The 15,167-nt window shown below is 57.6% G+C and carries 14 protein-coding genes; 4 read left to right on the forward strand and 10 right to left on the reverse strand.

Going from position 1 to position 15,167, the window contains the following annotated elements; genetic code table 11:
* Positions 1 to 44: 44 nt before the first annotated feature.
* From ACQ4N8_RS08570 to ACQ4N8_RS08600, 7 genes are all read right to left on the reverse strand, one after another.
* Positions 45 to 239: a hypothetical protein gene (locus tag ACQ4N8_RS08570; protein WP_430703929.1), complete on the reverse strand. Its 195-nt coding sequence runs from the start codon at positions 237 to 239 to the stop codon at positions 45 to 47.
* A gap of 235 nt (positions 240 to 474) precedes the next feature.
* Entirely contained in the window at positions 475 to 1,452 is a 978-nt protein-coding gene (locus ACQ4N8_RS08575; RefSeq protein WP_430703930.1) for an aldo/keto reductase, read from the reverse strand.
* 174 nt (positions 1,453 to 1,626) lie between these two features.
* Positions 1,627 to 4,020: a glycoside hydrolase family 65 protein gene (locus ACQ4N8_RS08580; protein ID WP_430703931.1), complete on the reverse strand. Its 2,394-nt coding sequence runs from the start codon at positions 4,018 to 4,020 to the stop codon at positions 1,627 to 1,629.
* Positions 4,017 to 5,126, reverse strand: coding sequence for a carbohydrate ABC transporter permease (locus ACQ4N8_RS08585; protein WP_430703932.1), 1,110 nt, complete (start codon positions 5,124 to 5,126; stop codon positions 4,017 to 4,019). Before ACQ4N8_RS08585 ends, ACQ4N8_RS08580 begins: the two co-directional genes overlap by 4 nt.
* Positions 5,126 to 6,208: a carbohydrate ABC transporter permease gene (locus ACQ4N8_RS08590; protein ID WP_430703933.1), complete on the reverse strand. Its 1,083-nt coding sequence runs from the start codon at positions 6,206 to 6,208 to the stop codon at positions 5,126 to 5,128. Before ACQ4N8_RS08590 ends, ACQ4N8_RS08585 begins: the two co-directional genes overlap by 1 nt.
* A 320-nt stretch (positions 6,209 to 6,528) precedes the next feature.
* Positions 6,529 to 7,950, reverse strand: coding sequence for an ABC transporter substrate-binding protein (locus ACQ4N8_RS08595; protein ID WP_430703934.1), 1,422 nt, complete (start codon positions 7,948 to 7,950; stop codon positions 6,529 to 6,531).
* A gap of 337 nt (positions 7,951 to 8,287) precedes the next feature.
* Positions 8,288 to 9,313, reverse strand: a complete 1,026-nt coding sequence (locus ACQ4N8_RS08600) for a LacI family DNA-binding transcriptional regulator (protein ID WP_430703935.1) — start codon at positions 9,311 to 9,313, stop codon at positions 8,288 to 8,290.
* Between the two features lie 145 nt (positions 9,314 to 9,458).
* Between ACQ4N8_RS08600 and ACQ4N8_RS08605 the strand changes: the two genes are divergently transcribed.
* Positions 9,459 to 9,794, forward strand: a complete 336-nt coding sequence (locus ACQ4N8_RS08605; protein WP_430703936.1) for a type II toxin-antitoxin system PemK/MazF family toxin — start codon at positions 9,459 to 9,461, stop codon at positions 9,792 to 9,794.
* A 52-nt stretch (positions 9,795 to 9,846) separates the two neighbouring features.
* Here ACQ4N8_RS08605 and ACQ4N8_RS08610 read toward each other — a convergent pair whose 3' ends face one another.
* From ACQ4N8_RS08610 to ACQ4N8_RS08620, 3 genes are all read right to left on the reverse strand, one after another.
* Positions 9,847 to 10,596, reverse strand: coding sequence for an SDR family NAD(P)-dependent oxidoreductase (locus ACQ4N8_RS08610; protein ID WP_430703937.1), 750 nt, complete (start codon positions 10,594 to 10,596; stop codon positions 9,847 to 9,849).
* A gap of 46 nt (positions 10,597 to 10,642) precedes the next feature.
* A complete protein-coding gene (locus ACQ4N8_RS08615) occupies positions 10,643 to 11,632 on the reverse strand; it encodes a helix-turn-helix transcriptional regulator (RefSeq protein WP_430703938.1) in 990 nt (329 codons plus the stop codon).
* A 108-nt stretch (positions 11,633 to 11,740) separates the two neighbouring features.
* Positions 11,741 to 13,312: an MDR family MFS transporter gene (locus ACQ4N8_RS08620; protein WP_430703939.1), complete on the reverse strand. Its 1,572-nt coding sequence runs from the start codon at positions 13,310 to 13,312 to the stop codon at positions 11,741 to 11,743.
* A 192-nt stretch (positions 13,313 to 13,504) separates the two neighbouring features.
* Between ACQ4N8_RS08620 and ACQ4N8_RS08625 the strand changes: the two genes are divergently transcribed.
* The 3 genes from ACQ4N8_RS08625 to ACQ4N8_RS08635 are packed head-to-tail and all read left to right on the forward strand — an operon-like array spanning position 13,505 to position 15,113.
* Complete coding sequence (locus ACQ4N8_RS08625) at positions 13,505 to 13,849, forward strand: PadR family transcriptional regulator (protein ID WP_430703940.1); 345 nt, start codon at positions 13,505 to 13,507, stop codon at positions 13,847 to 13,849.
* A gap of 2 nt (positions 13,850 to 13,851) precedes the next feature.
* Positions 13,852 to 14,526 (forward strand): permease prefix domain 1-containing protein, encoded by a 675-nt coding sequence (locus ACQ4N8_RS08630; RefSeq protein ID WP_430703941.1) that lies wholly within the window; start codon positions 13,852 to 13,854, stop codon positions 14,524 to 14,526.
* Positions 14,523 to 15,113: a DUF4825 domain-containing protein gene (locus ACQ4N8_RS08635; protein ID WP_430703942.1), complete on the forward strand. Its 591-nt coding sequence runs from the start codon at positions 14,523 to 14,525 to the stop codon at positions 15,111 to 15,113. Before ACQ4N8_RS08630 ends, ACQ4N8_RS08635 begins: the two co-directional genes overlap by 4 nt.
* Positions 15,114 to 15,167 lie beyond the last annotated feature (54 nt).

Here is a 15,167-nt window from a genome sequence, read left to right on the forward strand (position 1 = left end):
ACGGTCTATTTTTTCTTTTCGGGGAAGCCAGACGTCGCAGCAGCCTACAGCAGCCTTCTCATCTTGGCGAGGATAGAATCCATGACCGAGGGTTTCATGACCGGCGCCGCCGTCCGTTTGGACTTCGCGGCTTCTTTTTGCCGACGCCTGATTTGCTCGACCAGCCTATACCTCTCCAACTCTTTGCGCAGGTCCTCGATATGCTGTTTGGCAATATCCAGATTGTTCGTATACATCACTACTTTCACCTCCTTCCGTTTGGCGTTCATCAAGCCCCATTAGGTAAAGTCCCCCAAATGTGGATGCTTTGCCGGCTTGATCCTTCCCTATCATACTGCCGCGAAGGCCGACGCGTAAGGGTATAAAACACCTTTAATTCTTTTTTCCGCCCTTCTCCCTTCCGTACGCAAAAAAAGCGGCCACCTTTGTTTTATGCAAAGGGGTCGCTTTTGTTCACGGCGGAACGCCGCGATGTTATTGATAAAAATTGCGGATCCAGCGATGAGCCTTCAGCTTGGCAACCTGCTCGGCGCTCAGGCCGCGGCCGTCGCCCACCTGCATGTTGCGCTCCACGTTGCGGACCGAGCGCATCCCCGGAATCACCGTGGATACGGCAGGATTGCTGAGCACGTAACGCAGCGCCGCCTCCGGCATCTCCTCCAGCGGAACGTTCAAATCGGCAGCGATCGCCTGCACGCGTTCGTACACTTCCCGCTTGCGGTCATCGCGGAAATAATGGTTGCGGAAGTCGCCTTCGTCAAATGTCGTATCCGGCGTCACTTTGCCGGTCAGGCCGCCCTCATCGAGCGCCACCCGAACGATCACGCCGACGTTATGCTTCCGGCAAGCCGGCAGGAGCCGATCCTCCGGGCTTTGATCGAACATATTATAAATGACCTGAACGGTATCCACGACCCCGGTTTCGATCAGCTTGACGGCATTGTCCGGCTGATGGTCGTTGATGGAAACGCCGAAATGGCGGATCTTCCCCTGCTCCTTCAGCTTTTGCACGCCTTCCAGCCAAGAGCCCTGGCCGACCCATTCGTCCGACCAGACATGGAATTGCTGAACATCGATCGCGTCGAGGCCGAGATGGCCGAGACTGCGCTCCGTGCAGGCGATGACATGCTCGGCGGTGAACGTCTCGTCGGCCGGCACGCCGGCGCGGGCGGGCCACTGCCCGTTTTTCGGCGGGATTTTGGTAGCGACGTAGATGTCCTTGCCGAGTGCGGCTTGCTCGCGCACCACTTGCCCTACGAGCCTCTCGCTGTGTCCGTCGCCGTAACCCAGCGCCGTATCGATGAAGTTGAGGCCCAGCTCGACGGAACGGCGAAGCGCCCGCAGCGATTCGTCGTCGCTCGCGCCGATCCAGCCGGATTTGCCGATGCCCCAAGCGCCATAGCCGATTTCGGAAATGCTCAGTCCTGTTCTGCCCAACGTTCTGTAATTCATGGTTATCCTCCTGTCGCTTCCATAATAATCCTACGCTCCTATTATACGCTTGGCGGACAGGCATGCAAGGATTGCCCCGTGCGGTTGGACGTCGGGTCCCCTCCGGTCAAGAGGACCGTCATGATGGCGTTGGACTAGGGTTGGAGCGTCCGGGCCAGGGCGGGAGCCCGCGATTCAGGAGGTTCGACTTCCTCCTCCGGCCTCCAAACGGACAAGCGGCTTCCGCACCCGTTCCCCCGGCCGAAGAGCCACAGCCTGCCCGTTGTGCCGGAGTTCCAGCCCTTCCCCTTCGAGCAGCGTATACACGGCTTGCTCCCGGTCGAGGAAGACGTCCAGCAATTGCCCGCGAATCGTCACCTTAAAGCGAAGGCTTTCCCACTGCGGCGGTACGCACGGCCGGAAGCACGGCGTTCCGCCCTCCAGCCGCATGCCGGCAAAGCCGTTCACGACCGCCATCCACGAACCCGCCATCGCCGCGGTATGCAGCCCGTCCTTGGCGTTGCCGTTGACGTCGTCGAGATCCATCCGCACCGTCCGGCTGAAATAGTCGTAGGCGGCGTCCAGTTCCCCGATCTCGGCGGCGACGATGCTGTGGATGCACGGCGAGAGCGAGGAATCATGCGTGGTCAGCGGTTCGTAATAACGGTAGTTGCGGATTTTCTCTTCCGGCGAGAACTGCTCCCCGAGCAGAAACAAGGCCATCACCAGATCGGCCTGCTTCAGCACCTGATGCCGGTAAATAACGAGCGGATGATAATGAAGCAGCAGCGGGTAGTTCTCCGGCGGCGTGCCGGCGAAATCCCATTTTCGCTTGGACAGGAACGTATCGTCCTGCGCATAAATGCCCAGCTTCTCGTCGAACGGGATATACATCTTGTCCGCCGCCCGCAGCCATTCCCGGGGTTCCTCCTCGGAAAGCCCGATCGTCCGCCGCAGCCGGGCGTAATCCTCCGGATACCGTTCGCGCAGCAGGTAAGCCGTCTCGTAGGCGTACCTCAGCTGCTCCCGGGCCATCAGGTTCGTATAGGCGTTGTTGTTGACGATCGCCGTATATTCGTCCGGACCGGTGACGGCATCGATGCAAAACGCGCCGCCTTTGGCCGGATTGTAATGGCCCAGATCGGCCCAGAAGCGCGAGGTCTCGAACAGGATTTCCGCGCCTTGCCGCACAAGGAAATCCAGATCCCCCGTCGCCTGGACGTACTGCCGGATGCCGTAAGCGATATCGGCGTTGATGTGCGCCTGCGCGGTCCCGGCCGGGAAGAAGGCGGAGTTCTCTTCGCCGCCTATCGTACGCCAAGGGTACAGCGCCCCTTTCTGCGACATCACCTTCGCGCGCCGCCGCGCCTGTTCCAGCGTGCGGTAGCGGAACTCCAGCAAGGCCCGGCCGATCTCCGGCTGCGTAAAGGTGAAGAAGGGCAGCACGTACATTTCCGTATCCCAGAAATAATGCCCTTCATACCCTTCGCCGGTGAGCCCTTTGGCCGCCATGCTGGTCACCCCGTCGCGCCCGGCCGATTGCAGCAGGCCAAACGCGTTGAAGCGCAACCCCTGCTGCAGCACGGGATCGCCTTTGATTTCCACGTCGGCGCGGCTCCAGAACGCATCGAGCCAGGCGTGCTGCTCTTTGGCCAGCCGGTCGAAGCCGCGGCTTTCGGCCAGGCGCAGCACCTCTTCGCTTCGCGAGGGCAGCTCCTCTTCCCGGTAGTCCCGGGACGTGTGGTAGCTGACGTATTTGCTCAGCGAAGCGGTTTCCCCCCGGTGCAGCGTCACGTCGTACTGCACCGAAAGCCGCGGCCCGTCGTGTTTCTCCGACAGGCTATAGGCTGCCGACGGCGGCAGGTCCAACCGGTGGCTCATCGCCGTCAGCAGGGCGAAGCGGCTGTGCCGCGTGCGCTGCTTCAGCCAGACGCAGCCGCGCCCGTCGCTTCCAGCCTCCTCGAACAGGAGGCTGGGCTCCGGACGGCGCGCCCCCAGGCGCGGATCGCCGCCCGGGTCGGCCTGCTCGGCGATATCCCCGTTCATCGCCGAGGTCATCGACACGATGCCGTCGAAGTTCAGCGCCGTCACCTCGTAATGGATCGCCGCCAAATGCTTGTGCGGCAGCGACACGAGGCGGCGGATGTGGATCAGCACCCGGTGCCCGGCAGGCGATTCCCATTCGACCAGCCGGTGCAGCAGGCCGCTTTGCATATGCAGCACTCTTTTGTAGAAACGCACGTGGCCCCGGTTGAGATGGAAGGTCTCGCCTTCGACGGCCAGCTTGATGATTCCGGCGTCAGTCACGTTCAGCATCGACTGGCCCTTCGCCGGGTAGCCGTATGCCCCTTCGGGGTAGTGAATCGGCGCGGAATCGTAGAACCCGTTCAGGTAACAGCCCCGCACTGACGTCCCCTCTACGCCGTGGTAGCCTTCCTCGAACTGGCCGCGCATCCCGATGTACCCGTTGCCGAGCGAAAACAGGCTTTCGCTGCGTTGATTGTCCTTATCGTCGTAGGCATCCTCCACCAAACTCCACTCGCGGTGGGAGTACAGCGCCGCCGGATGCTCGTATGGCTGCATCTTCATCCTTTTACCGAGCCTCCCATCAGCCCTCTGACGAAATATTTTTGCAGGAGGAAAAAGATCGCCAGCGGCATCAGCATGGAAATGAAAGCCGCCGACGTCAGCAAATGCCAATCGTTGCCTCTGGATCCGACGAGGTCGGCGATTTTCATCGACATGACCTGCACGCTTGGCTGGTTGCCGATAAAGATCAGCGATACCAGGTAATCGTTCCATACCCACAGGAACTGGAAGATCCCGATGGAAGCCAAGGCCGGCACGGACAACGGAAGGATCAGCCGGGAAAAGATCGTGAAATGGCTGGCCCCGTCGATGAAGGCCGATTCGAACAAATCCTTCGGCAGCTGGCTGATAAAGTTGTACATGAAATACGTGACGAGCGGCAGGCCGAAGGCGGTATGCGCCAGCCAGATGCCCAGGTAGCTTCCGTTCAGCCCCAGCGCGGTATAATCCTTCAGCACCGGGATCAGCGCCACCTGCAGCGGAATGACCAGCATGGCGATGATGACGACGAACAACGTCTTACGTCCCGGGAACCGCAGCCAGGCAAACGCATAGGCGGCGAAGGAGGCGATCAGCACCGGGATGACCGTCGCCGGTACGGCGATCGTCAGCGTGTTCCAGAACGCCTGGGACAAGCCCGTGCCTTTTTGCACCGATTCGCTGCCGTCCGCCAGCTTCAGCTTGTATTCCTTGCCGGTCAGCACGTTATTGTAGTTATCGAGCGTCAGGTCGGGCGCAACCTCCCAGCCCTGCTCCTGCACGTTCAGCGTACGGGCCCGGCGGTTTTCCCAGATCAGCCGCTGCCCCCCCTCCGTAACCCCGGCTTTCAGCTCGTCGTCGCTGTACGTTTGGCCGTCCACCTCGATCGGCTCGCGCAAATCGATGTCCTTGGACAGCTGCATCGTTTCCCCGTTCGTCCATTCCCGGTGGGGGAACACGTTCCACCAGCCGGTCTGCAGAATATCCGCCGCCGGGCGGAAGGAGGAGATGAACAAACCAATCGTGGGAATCAGCCATAACAAACAAATGAAACCCAGCACGATATTGACGACCGTTTTACCGCGTTTGCGGGGTTTGCCTCTCTTATGCGCGTGCGTACCGGTCATTAGAATCCCCCCTGCTTGTGGAACTGCCGCAAATTAATGATGATCACCGGCAATACGGCAATCAACAGGACGATCGCCAGCGTAGAGCCGTAACCGAAATTGCGGTACATGAAAAACTGCCGGTAGAACTGGGTCGCCACCACTTCCGTCCCGTATTGCCCGCCGGTCATGACCATGACGACGTCGAAGATTTTCAGCGTAAACACGATGATCGTGGTGGTCACCGTCAAAATCGTGCTGGAGATGAACGGGATGATGATGCGGAAGAAGATTTTGATCTCCCCGGCCCCGTCCACCCGCGCCGCTTCCAGAATATCGTCCGGCACGCCCTTGATCGCCGCCGAGAAAATGACCATGGCGAACCCCGTTTGCATCCAGATCAGAATCAGGATGAGAAAAAAGTTGTTCCAGGGCTGCAGCATGCTGGTCCAGGCCTGCGCCTCCCCGCCCAAGGCGGTGACGACGGCGTTCAGCAAGCCGATTTGCTGATCGCCCGGCTGGTAATAGTAGACGAATTTCCAGATGACGCCCGCCGCCACGAACGAAATCGCCATCGGCATGAAAATGATCGATTTGGCGATTCTCTCGTAGCTGCTGCGGTCGGCGAGGATGGCGATCAACAAGCCCAGCGCGACGCAGGCCAGCGTGCCGACGAACACCCACAGCAGGTTGTTCCGCAGCGCCGTGGCCATAAGCTTGTCGGTGAAAATTGCCGCGTAATTGGCCAGCCCGACGAATTTCTCCGACGAGGCGTTAAAAAAACTCAAATACAGCGTCCGCACCGCCGGGAGCACGAGCAGCCAGCCCAGCAGCACCACCGCAGGTCCGATGAACACGTACGGCAGCACCTTCCTCCGTACCCGATCCGGGTACTGCTCCACCGCCCAGGTAAAGGTGTAATAAAGTAAATACACGCCAACCACGCCCCAAAGGACGGCAAATACCGCCGTAAGCAGCGGATTCAGCGTCGAGTCGCGGAAAAAGCGGAAGATCAGGCCGTGTCCGGCAATGTTGGCAACCAGTACGGCCAGGGATAAGAGCACGGCCTTGAGGCTGATGGTTCGCTTGGCCTCGGTACTCATCGTGACCCCTCCTTATAGGTAGTTCAAAAAGTCATCTTTCGATCACGAAGCTTATGCACAGAGGCGGATTCGACGTCGAATCTTGAATTCACCCGGGCCTTCCGTTACTCACGTAGATCTGTCTACGCTCCGCTACTCAGTCCCTAGCTTCATCCAATCTTCTCGGTGCTCCAAACCTGACTTTTTGAACCTTCACTCAACGTGAGGCGAAGCAGGTTCGCCTCACCGTTTAAATAATCAAGAGGGGCGGTTAGCCGGAACCTGGTTTCGGCCCACGCGCCCCTCTGAACGATGTTGATGCGTCTTACTGTCGAACCGGGTTAGTTCTTCCAGCCCTCCTGGATTTGCGCAAGCGCCTCGTCCAGCGTGGCCGTTCCGCTCACATAGTCGGTCATGCCTTTCCAGAACGTTCCGGCGCCCACTTTCCCCGGCATCAAGTCGGAACCGTCAAACCGCAGCGTGGAAGCGTCCTGCACGAGCTGCGCCATGCGGCGGTCGGCTTCCGAGGTATACCAGTCGAGCGACGCGTCGTTCATCGGCGCGATGACGCCGCCGGATTGCACCCAAGTTTTGATGGATTCGCCGGTCGTAAAGAATTCCATCACGGCCCGAACTTCGGGACGGTCGTTAAACATCGCGTAGATATCGCCTGCGACGAGCACCGGTTTGCCGTATTGCTCATCGATCGGCGGCAGGTAGAACCAGTCGTAGTCTTCGTCGATTTTCGCCGTTTCCGGGAAGAAGCTCGTAATAAAGTTGGCTTGGCGGTGCAGCCAAATTTTCGGCGGGTTATCGAACATCGGCGTCGGCGAGTCGCCAAAGGCCGTCGTTACGATCGATTTGGTTCCCCCGTACACATAATCCGGGTTCATCCAAATTTCCGACATCACTTCAATGGCGTGCTTCACTTCCGGGGAAGTGAACGGCAGCTCGCCCGATACCCATTTATCGTAATTCTCCGGCGAGGTCGTGCGGAGCATGATGTCCTCCACCCAGTCCGTGGCCGGCCAACCGGTCGCCGCGCCGCTTTCGATGCCGATGCCCCAAGCCGCGTCGCCGTCTTTGGCGATCTGTTCCGTCAATGCCATCAGCTCATCCCAGGTTTGCGGGATCGCATAGCCGGCCTCTTCGAATTGTTTCTTCGGGTACCAAACCAAGCTTTTTACGTTGCTGCGGTTCCATACGCCGGCCATGATTTTGCCGTCTTTGCCGTCCATCGTCGCCATATCGAGCCAGCTTTGGTTGTAGTTTGCCTTCATTTTTTCCTGATCGAGAATGCCGTTGAGGTCCATGACCTTGCCGGTCTTGGCTACTGCGGCGAGCAGGCCCGGTTGGGGGAAGTCGGCGATGTCGGGCGCATTCCCGCCGTCCACGCGGACGTTGATCGTCGCTTCGAACTCCTTGGAGCCCTCGTATTGAATGTCGATCCCCGTTTTTTCCTCGAAATCCTTGATGCTGCTCTCGAATTTGACCTGGTCGGCGTCCACGAACGGACCGAACATCGTCACCTTGGTCCCTTTGTATTCGCCTTTCAGCGCCAGCTCCAGCGGCGAACCGGCAGCCGCCCCTTCGTTGGTTGCGGTTCCCTCGTCGGTGCCCTGTTCCGCCGTACCGCCGTTATTGGCCGGAGCAGCCGGCTCATTGTTGGCGGCATTGTTTCCCCCGCCGCAGGCGCTGAGGAGCATCGTGAATGACAGGCAGCTGACGAGCAGCAGCGAAGCGAGTTTGGATCTTCTTTTCATTGACCTACATCCCCTTCGATATTTTTAATGATCATGCCTTCTGAAGGTCTGGCTGATACGTTGCTTTCGGACGGATCACCTCCTTGCAAAGCTTTTCAGCAGCGGTCGTACGAATCTTGCTTATATGGCAAAATTTAAGGTGTTGGCTTAGATCGATAAGCAGCTTCCATCAACGGGAAAGGATGAATGCGTTTACATTTCGGTATATGTTTATGAGCTTCCCCAGCGGAATGTTCCGTTTTTTTGAAAAGCTTTTCAGATTTTATTTGCAGTTCGTCCATCGTTTGGCGGCAATTGGAAAATACGGCGGCCGTTTCCCGCGCGAGCAACCGCCTAATCAATCGGTCGTTGTTCTTTCCCGCGAAGATTCGCGGACGATGAGTTTATGCCGGAGGATTTCTCTGGGTACTTCCACGCTGCCGGTCGTCAGCAGCTCATGCAGCTTCTCCGCGGCACGGAAGCCTAGATCATAGATGGGTTGAGAGATTGTAGTCAGTTTCGGAATGTACATGCCGGCCATGCGGTGATTGTCGAAGCCAATGACGGACACCTGACCCGGAACGAGGATATTCCGGTCCTTAAGATAAGAGATCGTGCCCATGGCGAATTCGTCGGCGACGCAGAACACGGCGGTCAAATCGGGGTGCTCGGTAAACAGCTCATGCGCTGCCTGATAAGCATGTTCAAAATAATGGCTGGCATATTTGACGTTGGCGATATTGGACGTAAGCCCGCATTCCGTCATGGCCCGAACAAAACCCGCATACCGCGGCGGGCCGGATATCGAGTGGTTGTGATTGAAGCCGATCATGCCGATCTGCCGGTGCCCCAGCTCAATCAGGTAACGGGCCGCGTCATAGGCCGCCGCCTCGTCGTCCACTTCGACGCAAGGAATATCGAAATCGTCCGAATGGGATGAGACCATGACAAACGGGATCCGGCAGCCGACCAGCTTCTCGTAATACTCCGGGAACATTTTGTCGCTGGCGAACACGATGCCATCCACCTGCTTCTCGTGAAACGTATCGATGTACGACAGCAGCCGTTCCTTGTCGCGGTCCGTGTTGCAAATCATCAGACTGTAGCCGAACTTGATGCAGGCATCCTGCACGCCTCGAATCATTCCCGCGTAATACATGTTTTCGATATCGGGAATCAGCAGTCCCAGGGTAAAAGACTTCTTATAGATCAGCCCGCGGGCAAAAGCGTTCGGCTGGTACCTGAGCTCCTGAATCGCTTCCAGCACCCGTTGCCGCTTGCTCTCCACCACGGTAGCCGGCGCGTTCATCACGCGCGATACCGTGCTTATGGATACGCCCGCCCTTTTCGCGACGTCTCGGATCGTAGATTTGGTATTGGTCATGTGTTCAAGTCCTCTTTTGAAAAGCTTTTCAATGCGATTATAACAGGAGGATTGTGGGAGTTCAATAGTTTTTTTGAAGCGTTTACAAACCGGATTCCCCGCGGCATGAAGAAGTTGATCTTGGTACAGAAGGAGGCGAATTGATTTGATGGTTCCTTCACGCGGTGATTTGGTATGGCTGGATTTCGACCCTCAAGCCGGGAGTGAGCAGGCTGGTCGTCGTCCAGCCATCGTTTTGTCTGAACCCGAATTCAATGAAATAACCGGCTTCGCCTTTGTGTGTCCCATTACGAATCAGTCTATGAACTATGCCTTTGAGGTCCCGTTGCCCGAAGGGTTGCAGATTGGCGGCGTTGTTCTCACCGACCAGCTCAAAAGCCTCGATGTGAACAAACGCAAACTCAAAATAATCGAGCACGTTTCAGCGGATTCCTCTACGATGAAGCAAATCTTGCGCAACACGAGATCAATTTGGGTTTGATATCCTCAAAAACCCGCTGATGCAGCAGCATCAGCGGGTTTCAGTCCTTTCCCTACTCCATCACCAACCCGCCGGTCACCGGCGTATACGTTCCCGTCACGAAGCCGGCATCGCCGCCGGCCAGGAAAGAGATGACTCCCGCGACGTCCTCGGGTACGGCAACCCGGCCCAGCGGGGTAAAGCTGCCGATGACCGACATTTCCTGCTCGGTCAATTCGGCTGCCTCATCGGCCTGAACCAGACCTGGGGCAACCACGTTTGCCGTGATGCCGTAAGTACCGAATTCCTGAGCGATATAGGCGGCGAACGTATCCAAGCTCCCTTTGGCGGTTCCGAGCGCAATCATATGCGGGGAAGGATCTTTGCCGAGGGTGCTGGACACATAGATCAGCCGGCCGGAACGCCGCTTGATCATTCCCGGGATCACTGCCTGAGTCGTTACGAAAGCCGCGCGCATCTCATCGTTCAGCTTCTGCGCAAACTCCGCCCAGGCCATTTCGGCAAACGGCTTGCGGGCAAAAGGCAGATTTGCGCTCATAACCAGGATGTCGACGCTCCCAAACTTCTTTGCTGCATTATCGATGATGCGCCCCATTTCGTCCGCGTCGCACATATCGCCTTGTACGGCCAACGCTTCGCCGCCCTCTTCTCGTATATAAGCCGCCACCTCTTCGGCGCATGCCGCATCGGTCATGTCATGGACGACCACCTTGGCTCCCCGCTTCGCCAGCATTATTGCCGTAGCGCGGCCGATCCCCCGGGATCCTCCGGTAACGACGGCCACTTTGTCGGTTAAATCCATCCATATAGCCTCCCTTCAATTTAGCATCGTTCGGTTTCGCTCGCGGTCACGGCCCAGGCTTCGCTCCGCCTGACTCAGGCGCTTGCCGCGGATGACCCTGCTCGTCATAAAGCCCGGCGATTTCCAGCGCCGCTTTCCTTACCTTCGCCGCCAGGTCCGCAGGCTCGAGAATCAGCAGATCCGTTCCGAACTGCAGAAAGAAGCCCACCCATTTGTTGTCCGGCATCGTTGTTCGTACGAGAAAGGTCCCGTCCGCCAATCTCTCGATTTCGTGTTCGTCAAAACGATCCGCCGCGTACACCTTGGCATCGCCGGAAATTTTGAGGACCACGCGGATCATAGGACTCTCCCGCCGCCATTGTCCCCGATCTTGGGAACGAATCGGGGCAGCTTCCCTGCGCGTAAAGTGATCTTCCAGCACCTCAAGGCTGCGAATCCGCGACAACTTGAACGTCCGGTAATCTTCGCGGGTCAGGCAGTAGCCGTACAAATACCAGGCATAACCCCTAAGCGCAAGGCCGATCGGCTCGATCAGGCGCTCCGAGTCTTCTCCCTGGGCATTCAAGTAATGAAAATGCACCCGTTTATGGCCTTGTACCGCATGATGAAGGGATTCGTACTTCTGGCGCTCGGCTTCGCTTTTTTTCCACGGGGTAAAATCGATCTGTATCGGTTGGCTGACCGTTAAGTGCTCCTGTTCCGCTTGCGTAACCAGAGTCCCTACCTTCTCCAGCAAGCGGTCGATTTGGGCCGGATCCATGGCCTGCGTCGATTGCAGGCCGCGCAGCGCCATGGACAACGCCATCAGTTCGTCGAACGACAACATTTGCCGATCCAGACGATAGCTTTCCATGATCTCATAGCCGCCTTCGGTCCCGGTGTACGAGACGATGGGGATGCCCGCCAGGCTCAAAGACTCCAGGTCGCGATAAATCGTCCGCAGGGATACCTCCAGCTTGTCGGCCAGCTCCTGCGCCTGCACCCGCCGGCGGTTTAATAGAATCATCGTGATCGCCATCAAGCGTTCCAGCTTCATCCCGACTTCCTCCTCTCATCCGTATATCGCTACTTCCATCATAAACGATAGCGGCGCCCTTCCCTACTAAATTAACTTGATCCCCCTTCCCGCCGGCCACCATCAAAATCAATGAGAGGGAGCGTAGCTTTCGCCCTGCTCTTTAGCCGCCAACGCCGCTTCCGCCTCGGCATTCGGATCGAGCTTCTCCTTCGTCATGACCAGCGCCGCGACCAGGGCCAGTACGGCCGGAATCAGACTCCAGGCAAAGGTGCCGGAGATGGACGAAGCCAACCCTTCCGTGATGGTACCTAACGCGGCCGCATCCAGCGCCCCGCGCAGCTCCGGATTCAACAGCACGTACGGATCGCCGAAATCGATCCCGGAAGCGGCCGTCGCCCCCGCTCCATGGGCGGCAAAAGCCTCCGTAAGCCGGCTGGTCAGCGCATGGCTTTGCAGGATGCCGAAGATGGTAATCCCCAGCGTCATCCCCAGCGAGCGGTTGAAATTCAGCGTCGACGTCGCCGCGCCCCGCTGCGCTGCGGAGAAGGGATGGATCGCCGCGCTGCTAAGCACCGAGAAGGTCGAACCGATGCCAAGACCGGCCAAAATCATGTATAGCGTAATGAACAGCCGGGGCGTTTCGGCGTTGAGCGTGGTCAACAGCGCCAGGCCGACGATCAAAAGCAGCAGCGTCGGAAGGAGCACGGTGCGGTACGGCAGTTTGGCGATGGCAAAACCGCCGACGGTCGCCGTTACCACCGAGCCGACCATCATCGGCAGCAGCACCAGCCCGGAACTCGAAGCCGAGCCGCCTAACACGCCCTGAATGTAAATCGGGATAAACGCAGAGGCCGTCATAAAGGCCGCGCCGCTAAGCATCGCGACCAAATTGCTGGTCGTGTACAGCCGGTTTCGAAACATGCGGAAGGAAATCATCGGCTCGGCGGCGCGTTTTTCCACGAGGACCAGCAGCAACGTCAGCACGGCAAACCCGGCTAACATTCCGATAATTTGCGGTGAGCTCCAGGCGTACTGCTTGCCGCCCAACTCGAGCGCAAACATGAGGCACACGACGGCACCGACCAGCAGGGCTGCGCCCCCATAATCGATTTTCTGCTTGGCATGCTCCGTGGATTCCTTGTAGAACAACGCCACCAGGAAAAACGCGATCAACCCGAGCGGCAAATTGATATAGAAAATCCACGCCCAATGCAGCTGTTCCGTGATATATCCGCCAAGCAGCGGAGCCGCTATGCTCGCAAAGCCGAATAAGGCGCCGAACATGCCGGTCATTTTGCCCCGGTTCTCCGGAGGAACGACATCAAACATGATGGTGAAAGCGATCGACACCATCGCGCCCGCCCCGATTCCTTGCACCGCCCGGTACAAACTGAGCTGGACGATCGATTCCGCGGTCCCGCACAGGGCGGACCCGACCATGAACACGATGATCCCGAACACGAAGAACCGTTTGCGTCCGTACATATCCGACAACTTGCCGAAGATCGGCATGCCCGCCATCTCCGCCACCATATAAGCCGAAGTGGCCCATACGAATTTGTCGAGCCCTCCGATTTCGCCGACGATGGTTCCCATTGCCGTCGACACGATCGTATTGTCCATCGAGGCCATCAAAATGGCCAGCAGGAGTCCCGTAATCACGACCCCGATTTTGTTGCTTGCCTTGCCTGGATTCACGTCAAATCCCTACCTTCCCTGGATCAAGTCTATTTCGCGGCAATCGAAGCCGCTTCTAAGACCAGTTTATAAGACCCTTGTTGACAACTATGTGGCAGGAACGGAATCGGTTGGGCAAAAAGATCCGAGGACAATATTACATTGACATACATAGTAATATGTTTTACATTGTAGTTCAAAGAGGTGAAGCGATTGAGCGAAAACGCCATTAGCCGGGATATGATCCGTGGCCATATCGATACGATGATTCTCCGGGTGCTGCTGGAGGGAGACAACTACGGGTACGAGATCATGAAATCCATATCCGTCACCAGCCGGGGGCGATACGAATTAAAGGAACCGTCGCTTTACACCAGCCTCAAGCGGCTCGAAACCCAGCGGCTGATCGAATCCTATTGGGGCGGGGAGAGTCAGGGCGGACGGCGGAAATATTACAAAATCACTTCCGCGGGAGTCGATGTGTACCATGCCAGTCTGTCGGAGTGGAGGTCCGCCCGCGAGCTCATCGATCTGTTGATCGAGAATCAGGAGGGATGAACATGAACGCATTGCAAAAACACGTGGACCGTTTGTTCGCGGGTTACCCCAAAACGGCGAAAATCCGCGAGATGAAAGAAGAAATCGCCGGCAATCTGGAGGCCAAAGCGGCGGACTTGGCGGCCGGAGGAATGAGCTACGAGGAAGCGGTCAAGGCCGCCACGTCCAGCCTCACCAGCATTAACGGACTGATCGACGAGAATCGGGACATCTACGTCAATCGCTACCGGCTGGAACTGCTGCAAAAAATTTTGCTATACGCCTTAATCCTATGGATTTTTACCATTCCATTAAGACTCGTGGAACGTTCGATGCTTAGTTATTTGCTGTTGGCCGTGGTGCTGCTGTTCGGGATTCTCTACCTTGTCCTGAATGCCGCCTGGCGGGAAGGAGCATTGGATGAAACGGCCCCTTGCAATCTCAACAAAGCCCGGCGCCGCACCCGGTTGGTCTGGCTCCTCTGGGGCTTGTTCATCCTTGTCTCCGTTCTGGCGGTGACGGCCGTGCGTTTCGGGAGCAATATCTGGTTCGGGCATCAGATCAAAATAATCGGCCCCTATCAGCTTGCCGTGGTGGGCTTCAGCTATGCCAAGCCTTTCCTGACGATTCTGATTCCGCTCTCCGTTCAGGCCGGCTACCGGCTGATATCCAAGCACGAGGCAGGTGAAACGGAATGAGGAACAAACGGATGGCAAGGCGGAACCTCGGAATCGTCGCATTGCTGATCGCCGGGCTGCTCGTCTTCGCTTTGGTGGAAGGCGTCGTTCTTCCGCGAGTGGATCAGCGTGAAGAGCTGTACGCCCAAGAACAACTAAGTCCGCTTACCCATGACATCGCCCGGACCGGGAAATTCAAAACCAAATATATGGGCAACGCCTCCAAAGTAAGCGGATTGTTTCGCTCGCTGCCGCTGGGGCCGATTCGCTCCTTTGCGCTCGATCCGGACACCTTTACGGTACAGGTCAACCTGGAGGCTTCCCTGCCGGAAAGCGACGGCAGCCGCGATTCCGCCATGCTGTACGGCGCCACCGCAGCCTTCGCTTATATCGGCAATCTGGAGACGGTTATTTTTAACGATGATCAAAGAGCCTATAAAGTTACCCGGGAAGAGCTGCAGCAATGGTATGGATTCGGCGCGTTAGCGAATTTAACCGAAGATTCCTCCGTCTGGAACCAAGAAGTGCAAAGCAAGCTCGCGAACCGGGAGTACGTGCGGCAAGCGATCGAGCGTCTGTTCCATGAAACGGCGGCTTTGGCGGTTTAGCGCTGTTGGCCGTCATCGCTTTCAGTGGATAAAGCCATTTTTCGCGCTCATCTA

The sequence above is a fragment of the Paenibacillus macerans genome (assembly GCF_050565405.1).
GTDB classification, from domain to species: domain Bacteria; phylum Bacillota; class Bacilli; order Paenibacillales; family Paenibacillaceae; genus Fontibacillus; species Fontibacillus macerans_B.